This is a genomic window from Candidatus Arthromitus sp. SFB-mouse-NL, assembly GCF_000709435.1.
Lineage (GTDB): Bacteria > Bacillota > Clostridia > Clostridiales > Clostridiaceae > Dwaynesavagella.
The window spans coordinates 247812-265092 of sequence record NZ_CP008713.1; the positions used below are offsets into that span (position 1 = coordinate 247812).

Below are 17281 nucleotides of genomic sequence, written 5' to 3' on the forward strand. Positions count from 1 at the left end.
CCTTATTTATTTTTTGAGAAGAGGGGTTTTATAAATTTTAAATTATAATTTTTGCTATTTGGATATCTTGATTTAATATCTACTTTAACTGATTTAATTAATATGCTTTTTTTGTGAGTAAAAGTGTCAAATGAATATCTGCCATGATAAGCACCTATTCCACTATTTTTCAATCCACCAAATGGTAGATTATTTTCACAAACATGAACGATAGTGTCGTTTATACATCCACCTCCAAATGGAACGTTTAAGAATCTATTTATTATGGTTTTATTAGTTGTAAATAAATAGAGTGCAAGGGGAGGAGGGGTGCATTTTAATGAATATATAACATCATCTAAAATATCATAAGTTTTAATTTGAAGTATTGGACCGAAAATTTCGCATGGGATGATTTCATTTTTATCTATAATAGTTGGAGCGATTTTTAATTTTTCTTTAGAACTTTCACCGCCAAATATTATGTTGTCTCTATGATTTTCAAGTATTTTAATCAATCTCATAAAATGAGGTTCATTTATGATTTTTGAATAATGTTTAAAATTTAGAGGATCTTCAGAGTAAAAATGTTCTATATAAAATATAATTTTGCGTATAAATTCATCTTTAATTTTGTGATTTATATATATTATATCTGGAGCTAGACATGTTTGACCAGAATTTAGGAATTTTCCATGTACAATTCTTTTGCATGAAACATCTATTTTGCAATCATCATGTACGATACAAGGATTTTTACCTCCAAGTTCAAGTGTTATGGGTATTAAATTTTTCGATGATTTTTCATAGATTAATTTTCCGAAATTTGGATTTCCTGTTCCGAATATGTAATCAAAGTTTAAATCTAAAAGTTCATTTAGTTCATTTTCATCACCATATGTAGAGAAAATATAGCATTTTTCAAATATTTCTCTAAGTATTTTTTCTATTAATTTGTTTGTGTTATGGCTAAGAGGATGAAGTTTTAATATACAAGTGTTACCTGATGCTATTGCACCTATAAGTGGCATGAGCGAGAGATATAGAGGGTAGTTCCAGCATGATATTATTAGACATACTCCATAAGGTTTTTTATATATGTAAGCCTTGCTTTTAAAATTAATAAAAGAAGTTTTAACTTTTTTTGGCTTTGATAGAGAACGAAGATTTTTAATGAAGTAGTTTATTTCATTTAAACAATGGGAGAATTCTGATATAAATGCATCTTCTTTTGATTTGCCGAGATCTTCATACAGTGCTGTGTAAATTTCATTTTCATTTTTTAATAATTCTTTTTTTAGTTTTATAAGGTTTACCATTCTAAAATTTATTGGGAGTGTTGCTTCTTCATTAAAGAACTCTTTTTGGCTGTAGAAAATACTTTTTATACTCATAATATCCTCCATTTTTGCAATATACCTTAATTTTAAATTAAATGAATAAAAATTAAAAGATTTTGTTTTTGGAATAATTGGAACTAATTTAGAGGAAACTACAATAAAAATTTTAGTTAATGATTAGGAGATGTTATGGATAAGATTATAATTAAGTTTTTATTATTTTTTACGATCTTATTTGGAATTATGAGTCATAAGGTCTATGCAAATGATGGTATGGTGATAGATGATTCTTTAGAGGAAATTCTTTATAGGTTTGATCAGATAAATGAAAATGGTGATGTGATTTATGATAAAAAATCTCCTATAATGGTTGATGGTAAGAAGATAAAACTAAAGAAGATATATGATTCAAATAAGGAGATGTTTAGGGGAACTTGGATAGCTACTATATCTAACATAAATTTTCCAAGCAGAAGAGATATGACTTTTGATGAACTTAAGGATGAATTTGATTTTATGCTTAATAGAGTTAAGGAGCTTAATTTGAATGCAATTTTTTTCCAGGTAAGCCCAGAACTTGATGCTTTTTATGAATCATCTTTTAGGCCGTGGTCTAAGTATCTCTCAGGAGAGCAGGGTAAGTCACCTTCTTATATAAGTGAGGGAAAGGATTTTTTAAAGTATGCAATTAATGAAACTAGAAAAAGAGGAATTGAGTTTCATGCATGGTTTAATCCTTATAGGGTTACGAAAGATCCTCTTATTAATAATACAAAAGAGGAGATATTAGAGACTTTACATAAAAATAATTTTGCAAGGCTTAATAAGGATTTGGTTTATTTATTTCAGGGTAAATTGTTTTTAGATCCAGGAAGATATGAGGTTATTGAGTTTGTTAAAAACACGATTCATGAATTTATAACTAAGTATGATGTTGATGGGATACATTTTGATGATTATTTCTATCCTTATGGATCTCAAAATATAAAGGGCGTTAATTATAAATTCGGAGATATGAATGAAGATTTAAAAACATTCAATGAAAATAATAGAGGAATAATTGATATAAAGGACTGGAGAAGAGATAATATAAGTATTTTAATAAAAGAGATTTCATCTATAATAAATCACCATAATTACATGAATGGTAAATCTGTTCAGTGGGGAGTATCTCCTTTTGGCATATATGCACATAAAGGTGAAGAAATTAAAGATGGAGTGAAGACTGGAAATTTATTAAATGGATCTAATACTCCACATGGATCATTATCTAGTTATAGAGATATTTATGTAGATACATTGAGATGGATAAATAATAATTTTATAGATTATGTAATCCCCCAGATATATTGGACCTTTGGTAAAGATGAGGCACCATATGAAGAACTTATAAATTTTTGGAGTGAGGCTGTTAAAAATAAAAGGTGTCAATTGTATATAGGTCATGGGAATTATTGTGTAAGAGAAGTAAAGGGTGATAAAAATTGGAATAATCCTTATGAGATAATTAATCAAATTAAATTTAATTCCAATTATGATGAAATATTAGGTAGTGTTTTTTTTAGTATTAAGGATTTATATAAGAGATTAGATTTCCCAGATAAAAGGGAAGGAGTATATAGAAAATATATAAATTTATTGGAGAGAGATATACTTAAGTTTAAGGCTATTGTACCCAGCAAGCCTTGGCTTGATTTTAAAACTACATTCGAAGTTTCAGATCTTCGTGTATTAAGAAGTGATGAGAATAAACATTATTTATTTTTCAAAGATAAGATATCAAATGATAGCAAATTTTATATAGTATATGGTTTTGAGAGTGAAGATAAGATTGATTTAAAAGATAGCAAGAATATATTAGGAATTTATGGCAGAGATTATACTAAGGAATCCCAGCATATTGTAATTGATAATTTGAAAGATAGTATTAAGATTTTTGTTGTAACTGTTCAAGATGAATCTGGTATTGAGAGTAGTGGAGTTAAATATACATTTGGAATTTAATAGAGAATAATTTATAAATACATGCTAAAATATAAATTGAATCATTAAAGATATATGGAGGGATAAAATGAAAACTATAGTAGTTAAAAATTCGGATGAAGCATGCAAGAAAGCAAGTGATATAATATGTTCTGTAGTAAGAGATAATAAAAATGCATTGCTTGGATTGGCAACAGGTGGAACAGCAGAGGGTGTATATAAATATATTGTTGAAGAGTTTAAAAATGGAAAGATAGATTTATCAAATGTTAAAACTATTAATTTAGATGAGTATGTTGGAATAGGGGGGGATCATCCTCAAAGTTATAGAAGGTATATGGATGATCACTTTTTTAATCATGTTAATATAAATAAGGAAAATACATATGTTCCGATTACAACTGGGGACATAGATAGGGAACTTTTAAATATTAAAGAGATAATAGATGGAAATGGTGGAACGGATATACAGTTACTAGGGGTTGGTAGAAATGGTCATATTGCATTTAATGAACCAGGGGAGTGTTTAAATGCAAGTGCCAGTATTGTTGATTTAAATGAGGATACCATAAGAGCAAATTCTAGATATTTTTCTAATATAGATGAGGTTCCTAAGAAAGCTTTAAGCCTTGGAATAGGGGATATACTAAAATCTAAAAAGATAATTTTATTGGCTTTTGGAAGTGAAAAAGCTAATGCAATTAGAGAACTTTTAAGTAATGATTTTATTACAACTAAGGTTCCATGTACCTTATTAAAGGCTCATAATGATGTAACTATAATTATTGATGAAGCTCTATCAGAAAAGCTTTAGATTTATTTTAATTAAAATAGGTTTAAACTTTTTAAAAATGTAAATAATTAACATATACAATATTTGTTGGGGGTTTAAAAATGTTTTTATCATTATTTACAGATAGAGAAAGAGATTTATTTTATGCTTTATCTCTTCATTTAATTGAGAGTGATGGTATTATAACAGGGGAAGAGAAGACTATGCTCGAAGGTTTTAAGCTTGAGAGCGGTAGAGAGCTTGAGAGAATACAGGGAACTCCTAATGAGATTATAAGTGAGTTGAGTTTAAGTAGTGATAAGATTAAAAATTGCATATTGCTCGAGCTTATATATGTAGCTCTTGCAGATAACAATTATACAGAGAATGAGAAATCGATAATTTCTAAAGTAGTTAGTGAATTCGATATATGTGAGGATAAGTTTAGAGAGATTTTTGATTGGGTTATAAACTTAAAAGGAATGTATTCAAAGATACTTGAGCTAGTTATGTAAGGTAGTTTTTTAACTACCTATTTTTATTTTTTAGTTTATTTTAACAAAAAAAATAAATGCTTACTCATAAATTACTAAAATTTGAGCAAAATAGAATTAAGATGAAATGAATGAAAAAATATATATTATAAAAAATTCAGATTTGGAGGAATAACTATGAGTAATTTGAGTTTAAATAAGATTACTGTATCGTTATTGTTAATTTTGACATTTAGTCTAAAGACGGTTATAGGAGCAAAAGCTGTAGAGGTTTTTAATAATGAATCATTAGAAGAGTCAGGAAATTTTATATTTAAAGAGTTAGATGAGGTTAAGGATATATACAGTGATATATTAGTTGATAGAATAACTAATGATAAGAATGTAATAAGTGGTAAAACATTTAAAAATTCTATAGTAAAGTTTAACATAAATAATGTTGAGTATGTTTCAAATACTGATGATGAAGGAAACTTTGTTGTTTTGGTTGAAGAAGGGTTACTTGTTGATGTTGATCAAATACGTGTTAAGGTGTGTGATTATCTAGATAATGAGTTATCTAATTTATCTTTAGTCGTTCACGATATACTACCTCCTATTGATCCAAAGATTAATGGATTAGTTAATAATTCAGATATTATGGTTAGTGGTAGTGGTGAGCCAAATTCTATTGTAAAATTACTTATTGGTGATAGGGAATTTTTAGGATACATATCAAATGATGGGAATTTTGAAATAGAGGTTGGAGATTCTTTAAGAAATGTTGATAAGTTAAGATTGATTTCATATGATTATTTTAATAATTATTCCAATATGATTGAAAAAAGTGTGGAAGATGTTATATCACCAGATAGACCTAGTATAACAAATGTTGATTGTATTAATAGTTTTGTTTATGGAAATGGTGAAGCTAATTGTGAGGTTGTAGTTAGTTTTGATGGAAAGACTTATAAATCATATATAGATGAAAATGGGTATTTTTATGTTCAAGATGATGAAGGACTACTTGAAAATACTGAGCATATAAAAGTTCGAGTTGTTGATTTAAGTGGTAATAGTTCTGAGGAAGTATTTTTTGGAATAGAGAAGCAAAATGTTGGAGCGATAACGTTAAGGAGTTTAGATCCAGATAATAATGTTATAAAAGATGCTATGATAAGATTAAATGGAGCTGATGATTATTTGTATAATAATGAAGATAGAGTATTTAATTTAAATAGTGAAGGCAATCTTATGATAGAAGATATACCTTTTGGTGACTATGAACTTTTAATAAGGTATAGAACGATCAATAATAAATTAGAAGAAAATCTTCTTAGTATAAGTTTAAATGAAGAAAATTCTGATATAGAAATTTTAATTGATTAAGTTTTTAGTTTAGGGAAGTGGATAAATGAAGATATTTAAGATATGGCTTATCTTTAGTATTATTTTTATAATATCTGTAATTCCTTTAAATGCCACTTATGCTTGTGAAGAAAATAATGTTAGAGAACATAATATCTATACTATGGATGATGAATATGTTTATAGGTTATCTGAAGATGGTATAGAGATTATAAAGATAAATAATTATGAAGATATGTATTTTGATTATAGATTAGATGAATATAAAATGAAAAATAGTAAGATTTATGTTTATAATAATAGATTATTTATTAGTGGAATTGAAAATGATGAAGACAAATCTTATATAAAGATATGTGTGTATGATATTTATGATAAAAAAAATCCTATTAAAATGAATGATTTTAAACTTGAAGGATATGAGTATTTATTTAAACATGATGATAATGGGAGTATTTATTTAGTAATTCAACAAACAGAGAGTAATATTCAGATTGTTTCTATAGATTTAAATAAAACAGAGGTAGATTTAAATATAGATTGTTTTGAAGGTGGAGAAATTAATTTTATATACTTATCAGAAAACGATCTATATGTTATTTGTAATGATGATATGATTGATAGATATTTTACAACGATACATAAATTTAATATAAATAGAAGTGAGTTTAAATATATAAACAAAATTTCATTTGATGGGATTATATACAATGATAAATTTATACATAAGTATGATGGTAATTTAAGAGTACTTGCAACATGTGAAAATTCAAAAAATAAAGTATATATTTTAGATAGAGATTTTACTTATGTAAATTTTATAGATGTTATACTTGACAATAAAAATATAAATAGTGTGTATTTTGATGGAGAATTATGTTATATATCTGGATTTTTAAAGGATGGATATTTTTCAATTTATAATTTAAATTACAGCAATCCAAACTATATGGGTAGTATAAAATTGACATCTTCTTTTAATTATATATATAAATTGAGTGATGATAAGTTCGTAGTTGTTGGTAATGAGCATAGAGCAGATACATATAAAAATATGCAAAGTGATAAAGTATTTGAGGTAATTAAAAACACAGGTATAAAAATTAATTTAATAGATGTTTCAGATAAGAATAGCCCTAAAATATTTGATGAGTATTTTATAAAGGGGAAGGAAGCTTATTTATCAGAATTTTTAGATGAAGGGAAGATGTTATTTTCTAAGGATAAAAACCTATTAGCATTTACATTAGATATGGGTGATAATAGTATAGATATGGATATAAATACTGCTATGGAAGTTAATTCAGATATTTTAATTCCTAACTGTGATAAATTATTTACAGGTGTATATGTTTTTGATTTGGATGACAAAGAGGGTATTGGTTTAAAATTTATAATAGAATCCAATGATAACTTATTTAAAGATAAGAGTATAGAGGTTATAAGTATACATAAAGATAGTATATTTATATTTTCAGATGACTACTTTGAAGTTTTTGATTTAGATGGGAAATTATTAGGAGAATATACATTCAAAAAAGAGGAAACAAGATAATTGTTTCCTCTAATTATTTTTACCTTCATTTATTATGTTTTGAACATAGTTTGGTAAAACAAAACTTGCTTTATGGAGTTTAGTATTATAATAATTTGTTTTGATATTATTTGAATTCCATTTAGAAATATCATCATTTATTGGATTTATAGATTTCGATGCAAATCCAAATAACCAATGACCAGATGGGTAAGTTGGAATGAATGATTGATAATATTTAAGTATTGGGAAAATTTTATTAATTTTTGATGCGGATCTTTTAAGTTCTTTTATATTAAATGGATAATAAGGACTCTCACTTTGATTTACAAGAATACCATCATCTTTTAGAATTCTATAGCAATTATTGTAGAAATTTAAACTAAATAATCCTTCACCAGGTCCTATTGGGTCTGTTGAATCGACTATTATTAAGTCGTATGATTTATCGTTAGAATTTTCAACGAATGTTATTCCATCTTGAAATAACAAATTAACCCTAGAATCTCTTTTAAGTGATTGAGAAACATTTGGGAAGAATTCAAGAGAAACATTTACAACTTCTTCATCTATTTCAACCATGGTAATAGAACTAATATTTTTATATCTACATAGTTCTCTAACTGTGCCACCATCACCAGCCCCAATAACAAGAACATCTTTAATATTAGGATTACTAGCCATTGGAGTATGAACTATCATTTCGTGGTATATAAACTCGTCTTTTTCAGTTATCATCATTATATCATCGATAACTAAATAATTCCCAAATAATTTATTATTATAAACGTCTATAGTTTGAAATTTACTTTTTTTGTGACAAAGATGTTTATCGATTTTATATGATATTTTAACATCATCATCGTATTTTTCTGTGAACCAAGTCATTATAAAAACCTCCTAAGCATTAGGTTTATGGAATATAGTATCAGCATTAAAATTTCCATGTTTGGCTATCTTTTGAGTAAGGCCTCTAGGAATTTCTGTAGATTCGCTTATATCAGCTAAGAGCTTTTTTTCTAAATAATCAAAACCAACCCATGGATCTATAGTTCCACAAGTAAACAAATCAACAGCTGCATAACCATATTCAGGCCATGTATGGATTGTTAAGTGAGACTCAGAGATTATAACTGCGCCACTTACGCCATAAGGGTTAAAATGATGAAAGCAACTTTCAACTATTGTAGCCCCCATTTTAATAGCAGATTCTTTCATGTAAGTCTCAATAAGTTTTGGATCTTTTAAAATTTCATTATTACAATTATAATATTCAACTAAAATATGACGACCTAATGCATTAATAGTATGCACTTTACACCCTCCCTCAGAGATACAAAAGTTTACTTAATAAATATATAAAGTTTAGTATAATTAAACTTTATATCATAAAAATTTAAGCCACTATAATATCTAATTAAGCTCAATTAAATACAATAATGACTTATATAAATTATTTAGAAATGACAATATATTAAACTTTAACTTGCAATATATCTAACTTAAAATATATAATAAATTTATTTCATAGTCAATAAAAAAATAAACTATTTGTTACAAAGTTAGTGAATTTATTTTCATTATATATAATTTATTATTTTTACATTTAAAACATTATAGCATAGGGAGAAAGTTTAATATGAATGATGATAGAGGTAGTATAGTTTCTCACTGTGAGAGTCATATGCCGATTGGAGCGAAGAAAAGTGTTAAGGAAATTGAGCAGAGTATCATAAAGAGGTATAGAAAAAGAATATGGACTAAATTTACGAAAGCGATAAATGATTATAATTTGGTAGAAGATGGAGATAGAATTGCGATTGCTATATCTGGAGGAAAAGATTCGCTTCTACTTGCAAAATTATTCCAAGAGCTTAAGAGACATGGTAGAAATAATTTTGAGTTAGAGTTTATAACAATGGACCCTGGATATCACAAACATATACGTATTTTATTGGAAGAAAATTGTAGACATTTAGAGATACCACTTAAGATATTTGATTCAGATGTGTTTACTGTTGTGGATAAGATAGCAAGAGATTATCCATGTTATATGTGTGCACGTATGAGAAGAGGGTTCTTATATGCAAAGGCTAAGGAACTTAATTGTAATAAACTTGCACTTGGACATCATTTTAATGATGTAATAGAAACAACACTTTTAAATGTGTTTTACTCGGGTAATTTTAAGACGATGTTACCAAAGTTAGAAGCGGATAATTTTAAAGATATAGAATTAATTAGACCAATGTACTATATAGAGGAGCAATCTATAATTACATTTATAAAAAATTCTGGTTTGATGGCACTTAACTGTGCTTGTATGGTATCAGCTAAGCGTATAGGTAGTAAAAGATATGAAATAAAAGATTTGATATCTAATATGAAGAAAAGTTATAAGCATGTAGATAAATCTATATTTGCAGCAGCTCAAAATGTAAATATGGACTCTATACTTGGGTGGATTAAAGATGGTAAAAATATTTCTTATTTAGATAGGTATGGTAAAAAATAAAGTAGAAACTAAAAATTTGTATTATTTTTAATAATAATTTCATTTAAATTTATTCTAATGTTATTATATAATAAGGTGTATGTTTATTATTAAGTATTGCAATACATTAGAGATTGAAATAATTTGTAAATTCAAAAAATAAATTAAATAAATTTTTAAAAATTCATAAATCTATTTATAAAATTAGAAATTAATTATATAATGATATATAGATTGATTTTATGGGGATTTAATATCTATAGTTTTATATTATTATAGGTTAGTTAAACATGTTTAATTAATGTTAAGGTAAGTTTTAATTATGACTTTTTATTTTTACAAGGAAGGAGATAACTATTTTTATAAATAGTTTTAAAATTTAGATGCCAAAATCGGTTCTATGTGATAAAAAGGAAATTTGTGAAAGAGTTAAGAATTTATTTCTTGTAAATGGATACTCAGGAGTAGATATAAAAACTATTGCTCAAAAGTGTAAAATGGCAGTAGGAACATTTTATAATTACTATGAAAATAAGGAAGAGATATTTTGTGAGGTTATAAGTAATAGTTGGAATTTATTTTTGGAGACTTTAAAAAGGAAAGAAGATTTAGCTAGTTTTATTAGGGAAATATATTATTATATTAAGAATAATAAAGGGTTTGGATTAACATTTAAGAGTATACCTATTGAGAAAGCTGCTAATGTTAATAAGTTGTATGATGCAATTATAACTGATGTTGAAGGTATTATTGTTAAAATTATAAATGAAAAATACAGGGATATAGCAAGAAGGATAGTATTATCTTTGTTTATGTCTGTAATATTATTTATAGATTCTTATGAGTTTAGCGATGAGGATAATATTAAGTTTATTTGTAATTTATTTTTGTATTATGAAAAATAAAAAGAACAGGCATTATCTTGCCTGTTCTTTGTGTTTAAATAGATATATTATGCAAAAAGCAATACTTCCTATTGTATTTGCTATTATATCTGTCATTGTATCAAGTAAGCTATTATTTTGAGTGTTTAGTAGAAGTAGTTTATCTACTGAAAATTCATATATTTCCCATAACATTCCACATGATGCTGCGAATCCAAATATTATAAGGATTATAAAACCCATTTTTAAATTACTTATTTTTAGGTTTGATTTATTGCAAAAATACCTTATGATTGGTATTGAAAGTATAGAACATACAAATCCAAAGAATAAGTGTAGATAAAAATCAAATTCTGGTAATATTGAGTAGAAGTTTAAAGTAGTTCCCAAGAATATGGAAATAAAAATATGAAATTGGAGTATATTGATTTCAAATTTATTGAAATCAATTGGTAATATTTTAATAAATAGTATCGAGATAATCGATGCAATTAATAATGATCCTCCGCCATAAATTAGATCATATTTGGTTGATATTAACGATAATACTAATGTTAGTATTGATAATACTAAATTTATTAATTCAAATGATGTCAATTTGAAAATTTTTTTGGTAATCACACTATAAATCTCCTTTATATACTTGTGCATATTTTTAATACTAGAATTGTACACTAAAGATTTTAAATATGCTATAGTTAAATAAATAAGAAAAATAGGGGTTAGAAAGGATTTTGTATGATTAATGAGAACAGAGTATCAAATTTTATTAGGAATATCATAATTGATGATATTAAAAATGGGAAAAATGATTCAATAATAACTAGGTTTCCACCAGAACCAAATGGTTATTTACATATAGGTCATGCTAAGTCTTTAGAGATAAACTTTTCTTTAGCGTCTGAATTTAATGGAAATACCAATTTAAGGTTTGATGATACAAATCCTATTAAAGAGGATATGGAATATGTTGAATCAATAAAAAGGGATGTTGAATGGCTTGGTTATAAGTGGGATAAGATAATTTTTGCATCTGATTACTTTGAAATTATGTACGATAAGGCGATACTACTTATAAAAAAAGGATTAGCATATGTTTGTGATTTAAATGGAGAAGAGATCAAAAAATATAGAGGAACTCTCCAAGAACCTGGAGTTGAATCTCCATATAGGAATAGATCGGTTGAGGAAAATTTAGATTTATTTTATAGGATGAGGAATGGAGAATTTAAAGATGGAGAGAAGGTATTAAGGGCAAAAATAGATATGTCTTCTAGCAATATTAATATGAGAGACCCTATAATATATAGAATTTCTCATGCGATTCACCATAATACGGGTGATAAGTGGTGTGTTTATCCTATGTATGATTTTGCCCATCCTATTGAGGATGCTATTGAAGGTATTACTTATTCGATATGTACCCTTGAATTTGAGGATCATAGACCACTTTATGATTGGTTTGTTCGTGAGTGTGAGATGGAAAATATACCAAGACAAATAGAGTTTGCAAGACTTAATCTTACAAATACTGTTATGAGTAAAAGGAAACTAAAAGCTTTAGTTGATAATAATGTTGTGGATGGTTGGGATGATCCGCGTATGCCTACGATATCGGGATTTAGAAGAAGAGGGTTTACTCCTGAATCAATAAGAAATTTTTGTCGTGCCATAGGTGTATCAAAGGCTAATAGTTTGGTTGATTATCAAATGCTTGAGTATTTTTTAAGGGAAGACTTAAATCCTAAGTGTGCAAGAATAATGGCAGTTATCGATCCAATTAAAGTTGTTATTACAAATTATGAAGAGGGAAAAGTTGAGGAATTGGTTATAGAAAATAATAAAGATGATGAGTCTATGGGTACTAGAAGAATAACATTTTCAAAGTATATATATATAGATAGAGATGATTTTATGGAAAATCCTCCTTCTAAATATTTTAGATTGTTTAAAGGAAATGAAGTTAGGCTTAAGGGTGCTTATTTTATAAAGTGTAATGATGTTATAAAAGATGAAAATGGTAAGATTTTAGAACTTCATTGTACTTATGATCCTGAGACTAAAAGCGGAAGTGGATTTACGGGAAGAAAAGTTAAGGGTACGATTCATTTTGTTGATTCAACAACAGCTATGAGAGCTCAATTTAGATTATTTAAACCTCTTATTTTAGATCAAGAAATTGTTAGTGATAATTTTTTAGATAACATAAATGAGGATTCTTTAGAGATATTTGAGGGATTTATTGAAAATAATGCGAAAGGTAGTATCCCTTATGATAAATATCAAATATTTAGGCATGGATATTTTTCTGTAGATCCTAAATATACAACGGATGATAAGCTTGTATTTAACAGAATTACTGCTCTTAAAAGTTCATTTAAACTAAATAAATAAATTTATTTTAAAGTAGCTTAATTGAAGAATAGTTTTTCAAAAAGTGTTAACTATATAAAGATGATTAGTTTCTTTTGTAGGTGATTTGTTTTGAAAAAATATTTTAAGCTACTTTTATTTTTTTTATGTTTATTGTTTCAGATTTTATTCGTACATAAGATTGTAATGGCTAAAGAAATTAAATATGAGATGAGAGGTGCATATCTTTGTTTAGATGCTATTAATTTAAATGGAGAATTTAATTTAATTGATTTTAGAAATTACATAACACAGTCGTACGACGATTTTAAGGATAGTGGATTTAATACCATATTTGTTGATATATCGTGGTTTATTGATTTAAATATCACAGGTAAATTTAATGATTTACATAAAAATGCATTGGAAGTTATTGTGAAAGAGGGAGTTAAACGTTCATTAGACATTCATGGGACTTTTTCAGATTTTCATTTAAAAGGTGTTGAGATAGGTAATTTGGAAGAGTATTTAATTTCTTTAAGTGATAAATCGTTTATAAAAGATAAACTGGATTGTATTATAAAATTTAATGATATGTACTACTTAGATCCAGGTGTTCATGAGGTTAGGGATTATTTAATAAATGTTATTGTAGACATTGGAACAAAATATAAGTTTGATGGGATTTATTTAGATGGTATTATTTATCCTAAAAATATAGATAAGTATACTTTTAATGATTCCTATAGCTTTAATACATATAATGAAGATAAACTTTCAAAGGAAAATTTTAGAAGGCAGAATGTAAATGATTTTGTAAAAGTTTTGGGAGATAAGTTTAAAAGTTATAAGAGTGAATTGAAATTTGGAATCGGGGTTAATTACATTTGGAGAACATTTAACGATGATTTTAATGGAATAAATTATGAAGGGTATTCTGATTATGATAAGGGTGCTTTTGATTCTTTGAATATATGTAAAATGGGATATGTAAATTATATAGTTATAAAGATTGATAATAGTATAAGTGAGATTTCTGATATAGAGAGTATAATGTGTTGGTGGGAGAAAAAATTTAGAACTCATTTAGTTGATGTATTTGTTCAAGGTGAAGATAATATTTTAGATGTTATAACTACCACTAGAAATAATAGTTTTATAAATGGATTTTTGTGCAAAAATTTTGATGAAATTGATAGACTCAGGGGACTTATGACTACAAAAGCAGTTGTTCCTAGATTTAAATCTTTTGATAGTTATTATACTTTATGTGATTTTAACATAACCTCTAAATTGAATGGAAATAAGATAGAGTTTAATATTTTAGACGAAGGATATGAGAATACTAAAAATATTTTAGTTTATAAATTTCCTTATGATGATTTGGATACGGAAAATGGAAATTATATAAAAGATATATTGCCGAGTGATGGATTGAGTACTAATATAACTTTAAATAAGGAAGATGGAGTTTATGCGATAACTAAACTGAATTATAATTCTATTGAAAATAGAATTGTTTGTGCTTTTATTGTGAATGATGAATTTGGACTTATTGAAGAGAGATTTGTAGATGATGGACCTAAAATTATAAATAGTAATATAGAATTTATGATAAAGTCTTACAATAAAAATAATGAATTTAAATTTGTATTAGAAAAAGATGGAAACGATGTATTAGAAAGAGATTTTGATAAAGATGGCTTGTATACATTTACTACAGATGATAGTGGGATATATAAATTAAATGTGATAGTTAGTAATTCTAAAAATAGGGAAAATATTTTAAAATTTTATTTTAGCTTTGAGGTTAAAGATAAGTATATAGTGGTGCTTGATGCTGGTCATGGTGGAGATGAACCTGGAGCTAAAACTCAAGAAGATATATTAGAGAAGGATATAAATTTATCTATTTGTAATTATACAAGTAATTTATTAATGGATAGTAATAAGGTTAGTATAAAAAATACGCGTATAAATGATATTAAAATAGATTTGAGTGATAGAGTTAAGTTATGTTCTTTTTTAGGTGGGGATATATTTATCTCTATTCATCAAAATGCTTTTGACAATGAAAATGCAAATGGTATTGAGACTTATTATTATTTTAAGGAAAATGATAGCAAAGATTTATGTAATTTGATTCAGAAAAATTTAATTGATAATACAGATGCCTTTGATCGTGGAGTTAAAACTTCGAATTTTGTCGTATTAAGAGAGAATATTATACCTTCGGTATTAGTAGAGTGCGGGTTTATTACAAATAAAAATGAATCAAATAATTTAATAGATGATAATTATCAGAGGAATATATCAGAAGCTATATACAGGAGTATACTATCCTATTTAGGGATTGAAGAAATATAATAAGTGGTTACTTTAAAAGAGTATCCACTTTATTTTATTATCGAAAAATATATATAATTTTGTCAAAAAATGAAATATACTTTTACTAAAAAATATATTATAATGAGTTTTAAGATTGACTGAAATTATAGTTTTAGAGTTTAGGAGAGCAATTAGATATGGTAGTGGTTTCTTTAGATATGTTTTTGAATAGTACCCAGGATAATTTTGTTAAATATATAAATGATAAATTTTGCTTAGTTAAGGGTAAGCGAAATTCTGGTAAGACTATAGCTACAATTTTTAAAGCGCTGTATTTGAAGAGAAACTATTGTTTTGATTTGAATGATAAAATATTATTTTTATCATGTGAAAATGAAATTGAACAAGTTATAGATATATTTAATTACATAAATAGGAGCAACTTATATAAATCTATACTTCCTTCTGATGATATCGAAGTACATATTTTAACTATTGATCAATTGAGTAATTTAAATATTGGACGAGTGTATACCCATATAATAATTGATAATATCGAAAACTTTATTAAAAGTGACGTGTACAAAGTGTTTTCTATGTTTAAAAATTTATCTTATTCTAAGGTTTATTTTATACAAGATTCAAATGATAATATTGAGAGTGTGAATGATTTAGTTGAGTATTCTCGCAAAATTATTAATTTAAAAGAGGTCTTATATAAATTTAGATATGTAATTGAAGATGATGATCAAGATGAATTTACTCAAATAGATATGGATCCTGAGATTAAATATTTAAATTATGAATATAAGGATTATGTAGATTTTAATACTAAAGAAGTATTTAGATATTATACAAGTTGTAAATCTATATACAAAGATATGGGAACTTTTTTATATGATTTGACTTCTGAAAGTATAGATATATTTTTAATTGATAGATATTTAAATATAAAAGACACAATTAAAATATTGAAAGACTGGATATCATATGAAGAAGGTTTGTATTTTGTTGAAATAGATGATGAAGGCATGAGTAAGTATGATTTATTTATAGGAGATATGGTTTTAATTGATTCTAGTTGTGAGATAAATAATGGTGATGTCGTTGTAATAGTAAAAGAAAATCATTTGTATGCTAGGAAGTATGTGAAGGAAGATGGAGATGTAAAATTTATATCTGATTATAGTATTTTTAGTGATATATATTCAAATGACGATGTGAAGGTAGTTGGAAAGGTATTAGCTTATATAAGAAAGTATAATAATTTTTAACTAAGGATAGATATACAGTTATTTTATGTTATAATATGGTATAAATTTTTTTAGATTAATATTTGAGGTGATATTGTGAAGTATTTTAAATTGGGATTACTTGCTGTTACTTTGTCATTAACGGCTCTTATTATTGCACTTGATAAAAAAGAAAGTAAAAAATCTATAAATGAGCAATGTAATGAAGAAGATGTGGATACATGTGAATCGCCTAATGCAATAGTTATAGAAGAGTAGATATTATGAGTAGAAACTTCCTTAATTTATTTATAGGAAGTTTTAAGTTTTTTAGATAAAATAGGGGGATTGAAATGGATTTTTTAAAGATGGATAAAAATATGTTTTTTAGCATTGTTAATATGAAACTTAGAGATGAGTTTGACAGTATGGAGGAATTTTGTAATTATTATGATATTAGCGTTGAAGATGTTATGGAAAAATTAAATTCCTTAAATATGAAATATCATAAGGATATAAATCAAATTAAAATGTTATAGGGG

The 17281-nt window shown here is 26.1% G+C and carries 16 protein-coding genes; 12 read left to right on the forward strand and 4 right to left on the reverse strand.

The annotated features are described in order from the left end of the window. Positions 1–2: 2 nt before the first annotated feature. Positions 3–1373 carry an aldehyde dehydrogenase family protein gene (locus SFBMNL_RS01175; protein ID WP_042294136.1) on the reverse strand — a complete coding sequence of 457 codons (1371 nt, stop codon included), beginning with the start codon at positions 1371–1373 and terminating at the stop codon, positions 3–5. A 135-nt stretch (positions 1374–1508) separates the two neighbouring features. On the opposite strand from SFBMNL_RS01175, the gene SFBMNL_RS01180 reads away from it, so the two are divergent. From SFBMNL_RS01180 to SFBMNL_RS01200, 5 genes are all read left to right on the forward strand, one after another. Further along, positions 1509–3323: a glycoside hydrolase family 10 protein gene (locus SFBMNL_RS01180; protein ID WP_042294138.1), complete on the forward strand. Its 1815-nt coding sequence runs from the start codon at positions 1509–1511 to the stop codon at positions 3321–3323. Positions 3324–3390: 67 nt separating this feature from the next. Beyond that, positions 3391–4116 carry a glucosamine-6-phosphate deaminase gene (gene nagB / locus SFBMNL_RS01185; RefSeq protein WP_014017822.1) on the forward strand — a complete coding sequence of 242 codons (726 nt, stop codon included), beginning with the start codon at positions 3391–3393 and terminating at the stop codon, positions 4114–4116. A gap of 80 nt (positions 4117–4196) precedes the next feature. Further along, the gene (locus SFBMNL_RS01190) at positions 4197–4589 is read left to right on the forward strand and encodes a hypothetical protein (RefSeq protein ID WP_005807305.1); all 393 of its coding nucleotides are present in this window, start codon (positions 4197–4199) and stop codon (positions 4587–4589) included. A gap of 156 nt (positions 4590–4745) precedes the next feature. Continuing rightward, the gene (locus tag SFBMNL_RS01195; RefSeq protein ID WP_014017823.1) at positions 4746–5936 is read left to right on the forward strand and encodes a hypothetical protein; all 1191 of its coding nucleotides are present in this window, start codon (positions 4746–4748) and stop codon (positions 5934–5936) included. A 25-nt stretch (positions 5937–5961) separates the two neighbouring features. Continuing rightward, on the forward strand, positions 5962–7470 hold the full coding sequence (locus tag SFBMNL_RS01200; RefSeq protein WP_042294141.1) for a beta-propeller domain-containing protein: 1509 nt from the start codon (positions 5962–5964) through the stop codon (positions 7468–7470). Between the two features lie 9 nt (positions 7471–7479). Here the strand turns inward: SFBMNL_RS01200 and speE are convergent, their stop codons facing one another. Together speE and speD are read right to left on the reverse strand one after the other, a co-directional pair. Further along, positions 7480–8337 carry a polyamine aminopropyltransferase gene (speE, locus tag SFBMNL_RS01205; RefSeq protein ID WP_005807297.1) on the reverse strand — a complete coding sequence of 286 codons (858 nt, stop codon included), beginning with the start codon at positions 8335–8337 and terminating at the stop codon, positions 7480–7482. 12 nt (positions 8338–8349) lie between these two features. Further along, complete coding sequence (gene speD / locus SFBMNL_RS01210; RefSeq protein ID WP_278214749.1) at positions 8350–8754, reverse strand: adenosylmethionine decarboxylase; 405 nt, start codon at positions 8752–8754, stop codon at positions 8350–8352. A gap of 334 nt (positions 8755–9088) precedes the next feature. Between speD and SFBMNL_RS01215 the strand changes: the two genes are divergently transcribed. Further along, positions 9089–9964, forward strand: coding sequence for a tRNA 2-thiocytidine(32) synthetase TtcA (locus SFBMNL_RS01215; protein WP_005807293.1), 876 nt, complete (start codon positions 9089–9091; stop codon positions 9962–9964). A gap of 362 nt (positions 9965–10326) precedes the next feature. Beyond that, positions 10327–10848, forward strand: a complete 522-nt coding sequence (locus SFBMNL_RS01220; protein ID WP_005807291.1) for a TetR/AcrR family transcriptional regulator — start codon at positions 10327–10329, stop codon at positions 10846–10848. 12 nt (positions 10849–10860) lie between these two features. On the opposite strand, the gene SFBMNL_RS01225 is transcribed toward SFBMNL_RS01220, so the two are convergent. Continuing rightward, on the reverse strand, positions 10861–11424 hold the full coding sequence (locus SFBMNL_RS01225) for a hypothetical protein (protein WP_242821372.1): 564 nt from the start codon (positions 11422–11424) through the stop codon (positions 10861–10863). Between the two features lie 141 nt (positions 11425–11565). Between SFBMNL_RS01225 and SFBMNL_RS01230 the strand changes: the two genes are divergently transcribed. The 5 genes from SFBMNL_RS01230 (at position 11566) to SFBMNL_RS01245 (ending at position 17278) form a co-directional block, all read left to right on the forward strand. Continuing rightward, on the forward strand, positions 11566–13221 hold the full coding sequence (locus SFBMNL_RS01230; protein WP_005807287.1) for a glutamine--tRNA ligase/YqeY domain fusion protein: 1656 nt from the start codon (positions 11566–11568) through the stop codon (positions 13219–13221). A gap of 90 nt (positions 13222–13311) precedes the next feature. Further along, positions 13312–15546 carry an N-acetylmuramoyl-L-alanine amidase gene (locus SFBMNL_RS01235; RefSeq protein ID WP_007445792.1) on the forward strand — a complete coding sequence of 745 codons (2235 nt, stop codon included), beginning with the start codon at positions 13312–13314 and terminating at the stop codon, positions 15544–15546. 158 nt (positions 15547–15704) lie between these two features. Next, positions 15705–16781 carry a LexA family protein gene (locus SFBMNL_RS01240; RefSeq protein WP_042294146.1) on the forward strand — a complete coding sequence of 359 codons (1077 nt, stop codon included), beginning with the start codon at positions 15705–15707 and terminating at the stop codon, positions 16779–16781. Positions 16782–16856: 75 nt separating this feature from the next. Further along, the gene (locus SFBMNL_RS08350; protein WP_005807280.1) at positions 16857–17018 is read left to right on the forward strand and encodes a hypothetical protein; all 162 of its coding nucleotides are present in this window, start codon (positions 16857–16859) and stop codon (positions 17016–17018) included. A gap of 74 nt (positions 17019–17092) precedes the next feature. Next, positions 17093–17278, forward strand: coding sequence for a DUF4250 domain-containing protein (locus SFBMNL_RS01245; RefSeq protein ID WP_005807278.1), 186 nt, complete (start codon positions 17093–17095; stop codon positions 17276–17278). The last annotated feature ends 3 nt before the right edge of the window (positions 17279–17281 follow it).

Coding starts and splice junctions, on each gene's coding strand:
- SFBMNL_RS01175 (WP_042294136.1), bottom strand. CDS start 1,373: ATGAGTATAAAAAGTATTTTCTACAGCCAAAAAGAGTTCTTTAATGAA.
- SFBMNL_RS01180 (WP_042294138.1), top strand. CDS start 1,509: ATGGATAAGATTATAATTAAGTTTTTATTATTTTTTACGATCTTATTT.
- nagB (WP_014017822.1), top strand. CDS start 3,391: ATGAAAACTATAGTAGTTAAAAATTCGGATGAAGCATGCAAGAAAGCA.
- SFBMNL_RS01190 (WP_005807305.1), top strand. CDS start 4,197: ATGTTTTTATCATTATTTACAGATAGAGAAAGAGATTTATTTTATGCT.
- SFBMNL_RS01195 (WP_014017823.1), top strand. CDS start 4,746: ATGAGTAATTTGAGTTTAAATAAGATTACTGTATCGTTATTGTTAATT.
- SFBMNL_RS01200 (WP_042294141.1), top strand. CDS start 5,962: ATGAAGATATTTAAGATATGGCTTATCTTTAGTATTATTTTTATAATA.
- speE (WP_005807297.1), bottom strand. CDS start 8,337: ATGACTTGGTTCACAGAAAAATACGATGATGATGTTAAAATATCATAT.
- SFBMNL_RS01215 (WP_005807293.1), top strand. CDS start 9,089: ATGAATGATGATAGAGGTAGTATAGTTTCTCACTGTGAGAGTCATATG.
- SFBMNL_RS01220 (WP_005807291.1), top strand. CDS start 10,327: ATGCCAAAATCGGTTCTATGTGATAAAAAGGAAATTTGTGAAAGAGTT.
- SFBMNL_RS01230 (WP_005807287.1), top strand. CDS start 11,566: ATGATTAATGAGAACAGAGTATCAAATTTTATTAGGAATATCATAATT.
- SFBMNL_RS01240 (WP_042294146.1), top strand. CDS start 15,705: ATGGTAGTGGTTTCTTTAGATATGTTTTTGAATAGTACCCAGGATAAT.
- SFBMNL_RS01245 (WP_005807278.1), top strand. CDS start 17,093: ATGGATTTTTTAAAGATGGATAAAAATATGTTTTTTAGCATTGTTAAT.